This is a genomic window from Pseudomonas salicis (genome assembly GCF_057128705.1).
Window position 1 is genome coordinate 1 of record NZ_JBSKHU010000010.1, and the last position, 4,970, is coordinate 4,970.

General features: G+C 61.3%; 1 protein-coding gene. It reads left to right on the forward strand.

The genetic code is table 11. From position 1 onward, the window contains the following. A partial coding sequence (locus ACWKWE_RS27945; protein WP_483852367.1) for a beta strand repeat-containing protein occupies positions 1-4,970 on the forward strand: 4,970 nt, incomplete at both ends.

Below are 4,970 nucleotides of genomic sequence, written 5' to 3' on the forward strand. Positions count from 1 at the left end.
ACCTTCGGTACTTCGTCGACCGACACCACCACGCGCACCATTAATGTGGTCGTGAACGACGGTATCGTTGATTCGGCCCCGGCGGTCACCACGATCACCGTCTCCCCGAACGTGGTCCCAACCATCGACCTCGACGGCAACGACTCCAGCGGCGCAACCGGTTCCGGCTATAACACCAGTCTGACCTTGGGTCACACTGGCCCAGTTGCTATCGCCGATACCGACCTGAAGATCGCCGACTCCGATAGCCCGGACCTGAAGTCCGCGACCATCAGCATCGGCGGCACGCACATCACTGGTGACGCGCTGGCGGCAGGCATCTTGCCCTCCACTATCGTTGCAGCCGTAAGCGCTGACGGCAGCTCTATCGTGCTGACTGCCAAAGACGGCACCGTAGCGTCCCAAGCCGACTTCGAAGCAGCGATCAAGGCGATCACCTTCGGTACTTCGTCGACCGATACCAGCACTCGCACGATCAATGTGGTCGTGAACGACGGCATCGTCGACTCGGCTCCGGCAGTTACCACGATCAGTGTTTCGCCAAACGCAGTCCCAACCGTCGATCTGGACGGCAACGACTCCAGCGGTGCAACTGGCAACAACTACACCACCAGCTTCACCCTGGGCCACACCGGCGCCATCGCCATCGCCGACATCGACGTAAAAATCGCCGACTCCGACAGTCCAGACCTCAAGTCCGCAACCATCAGCATCGGCGGCACGCACATCGCTGGCGACGCGCTGGCGGCAGGCACCTTGCCTTCCACTATCGTTGCGAGCGTCAGCGCAGACGGCAGCAAAGTTGTGCTGACCGCTAAAGACGGCACCGTGGCATCGCAGGCTGACTTCGAAGCTGCGATCAAGGCCATTACCTTTGGCACAAGCTCGATCGACACGAGCACTCGCACTATCAACGTTGTAATCAACGATGGCATCGTCGACTCCGCTCCAGCCACCACTACAGTGACCGTAGTTGCGAACGTCACACCGACGATTGACCTGGATGCCAATGATTCCAGCGGTGCGACCGGCACCGGCTACACCACCAGTCTGACCTTGGGTCACACTGGCCCAGTTGCTATCGCCGATACCGACCTGAAAATTGCCGACTCCGATAGCCCGGACCTCAAGTCCGCGACGATCAGCATCGGCGGCACGCACATCACTGGCGACGCTTTGGCGGCAGGCACCTTGCCTTCCACTATCGTTGCAGCCGTTAGCGCAGACGGCAGCAGCATCGTCCTGACCGCCAAAGACGGCACCGTGGCATCGCAAGCTGACTTCGAAACAGCGATCAAGGCGATCACTTTCGGTACTTCGTCGACTGATACCAGCACCCGTACCATCAATGTTGTGATCAACGACGGCATCGTCGACTCCGCTCCGGCCACCACTACAGTGACTGTGGTTGCCAACGTCACACCGACGATTGATCTGGACGGCAACGACTCCAGCGGTGCGACCGGCAACAACTACACCACCAGTCTGACCCTGGGTCACACTGGCCCAGTTGCTATCGCCGACACCGACCTGAAGATCGCCGACTCCGACAGTCCAGACCTCAAGTCCGCGACCATCAGCATCGGCGGCACCCACATCACTGGCGACGCGCTGGCGGCGGGCACCTTGCCTTCCTCCATCGTTGCGAGCGTCAGCGCTGACGGAAGCAAAGTTGTACTGACCGCCAAAGACGGCACCGTAGCGTCCCAAGCCGACTTCGAAGCAGCAATCAAAGCCATCACCTTCGGCACTACGTCGACCGACACCACCACGCGCACCATTAATGTGGTCGTGAACGACGGCATCATCGACTCCGCTGCAGCCGTCACGACCATTTCCGTGAAGGCCAATGCCCTGCCGGTCGCGGACCTGAATGGCGACGACGCCGCTCATCCGGGCAACGACTACGCCGTGACGTACAACGAGCAGGCCCCTGCGATTTCCATCGTGGGCGATCTGAAGATCACCGATGCGGACGACGCCAACCTGAAAGGTGCCAAGATCACCCTCAGTAACGCCGATCCGTTGGACAAGTTGGACATCTCGGCGGTCAACGCGCTGGGCAATGGGGTCACTGCCACTCTGAACGGCAATGTCGTGACCCTGTCGGGCGACGCGCCGAAGTCTGCGTATGAAGACGCCATCAAGGCCATCACCTTCAGCAGCTCCAGTGAAGAACCGGCTCACGTCGATCGCTACCCCACCATCACCGTCCAGCTCGATGACGGCTCGGGTATCTCGGCCATCACACCGGTTTCGACCACCACCATTCATGTGGTGCAGATCAACGACACTCCGATCATCGACCTCAACGGTCCAGACACCGTCGTCGGCACGTCGAACGGCGTCGACTACACCACCACCGTCACTCAAGGCCAGGCAGGCGTCGCCATTTCTGCGGCCTCCGTCACCGTCACAGATGTGGACAACACGACGCTGAAGTTCGCGACGGTCACGCTCAACGGCTCACAAACCGGTGACGCGCTGGACTTCTCCAAAGTGGCAACGCTGAACAATGGCGTCGTGGCGACCCAAACCTCGATGGGTGTGATCACGCTGACCGCCAGTGCGACCGGCACGCCGACGCTGAAGGACTTCCAGGACGCGATCCACGCCATCACGTTCAGCACGACCTCGACCGTAACCACGCCGCGCACCATCACCGTGCTCGTGGACGATGGCGCCGATCTGAATCACTCGTCCTCGGCGACCACCACTATCAACGTGCAAGGTGCTGCGGGCGGCACGATCCTCGGCGACGAAGATGCCACGCAAACCGTGTCGTGGGATTCGCTGGGCATCAACTCGTCTGGCTCGCCGGCGTCCGGCATTGTGATCACGTCGCTGCCAACCGCAGGTTCGCTGGTCTACAAAGGTCAGACGCTGACCGCATCGGACCTGGGCAGCAGCGGCCTGACTATCAGCAAGGCTGACGTCACGGGCGGTCTGTTGCAGTTCGTGCCAGTGCACAACGCGTCGGGCATCAGCCCGGACTACACGCAGCTGACGTTCAAGCCGGTCTTCGGCTCGGGCGCAGATGCCGTCACTGGCAGCAACGCGACTCTGCACATCGACGTGAAGCCGATTGCCGACGCACCGACCTTGGATCTGGGCTCTACTGTCCTGCCAGGCAGTGCCGCAACTGCAGCCCCAACATTGCCTTCCACCGGTCTGACGCAAGTCACCTGGGTCGGCAACCTGAGCGGTCTGCACACCGATGGCGGTGGCGAACCGACTGCCAACCTGAAAACGGTGTTCGACGCGGCGGCCTCCAATGGCAGTCTGGCGCACAGCACCACTACCGTTGCCAACTACGTGAGCACGAATGTCGTGCAGGGCACCGGGTCGCTGACCACGGGCCTGATCTACCTCGAAGCGGGCAAGTCCTACACCTTCAGCGGTCACGGCGATGACAGCCTGCTGATCAACGTCGGTGGCACCAACGTGGCGACCGCCAGCTGGAACGTCCAGTCGGGCAAGATCATTGGCAGCGCCTACACGCCAAGCGTGTCCGGCTATTACACCCTTGAGCTGTACCACTACAACCAGAACGGCCCGGGCAACTACGAAGTCCAGATGTCGGTCAACGGCGGCGCAGCAACGCCGCTGGGCAGCAGTGGCGTGCCGACTTACAACTCGATTGCCGACTTGCAGGCAGCCGGTATCGACGTCAGCGCGCTGAACGTCAAGGGCAACGCCGTTGAAGGTTTCTACACCGGCTACGCGCTGAACGAAGGCACTGCGGGGAAGGCGATTTCCCTGGTTTCCATTACGCCGGCGCTGACCGATACCGACGGTTCTGAAACGCTGAGCGTGAAAATCAGCGGCGTGCCTGCGGGCGCAGTGCTGAAAGATGCGACCCACAGCGCGACGGCTGACGCACAAGGTAATGTCGATGTCACCGGCTGGAATCTGTCGGGCCTGACCATCACACCTACCGTCGGCACCACCAACTTCAACCTGACGGTCGCAGCGACGTCGACAGAGAAAGAAAACGGCGATCACGCGTCGACGTCCAAGACACTCTCGGTCATCGTGCACCAGCCAGTGAACACTGCGCCGGTACTGGATCTGGACACCACGACGCTGGGCCATGACTACAGCACGACGTTCACCGAAAAAGGCAGCCCGGTGTCGATTGCTGGTTTGCAAACCAGCCTCACCGACCACGACGGCAGCACACTGAAGTCGGTGACGATCGCGCTGACCAACGCCAAAACGAGCGACTCGCTGAACCTGGGTAGCCTGGCTGGTCTGCATGGCATCACCGCAGACACCAGCACAGCGGGCAAGATCGTGCTGACCGGCACCAGCGCGACCACCTTCGCGGATTACCAGGCTGCGATCAAAAACATCACGTACAGCAACTCCAGCACCAACCCGGACACGACGCCGCGCACCATCACCATTACCGTCGATGACGGCACGGGCACTGCAACGGCGACGTCGAGCGCGACCACCACGGTTAACGTGGTGCCGGTCAACGATGCTCCAGTGATCGACCTCAACGGCCCAACCGCCGCAGGCAATGACTTCGCCGCGACCGCAACCCAAGGCCACACCGGTGTTGCGATTGCCGCGCCGACCACGCTGATCACCGATCCGGATGGCACCACCATTAAAGGTGCCGTGATCGAGATCACTGCTGGTTCGACAACGGGTGACAAGCTGAACGTAGGCACGTTGCCAACCGGCATCACAGTCGATGCATCCAAATCGACCGCAACCCACATCGAGCTCACCGGAACGGCTTCGCAGGCGGACTACGCCACTGCGATTCAGCGCATCACCTTCAGCACCACCGACACCACTAGCAAGGGCGACCGTACCGTGAAAGTCACCGTCGACGACGGCGGCACGGGTACGCACACCGGTACTGCAAACTCGGTGATCTCGGTCAAGGCCAACGCCGCGCCGGTCATCGACCTTAGCGGCCCTGGTACCGATGCGGCTCACGATGGCGTGAACTA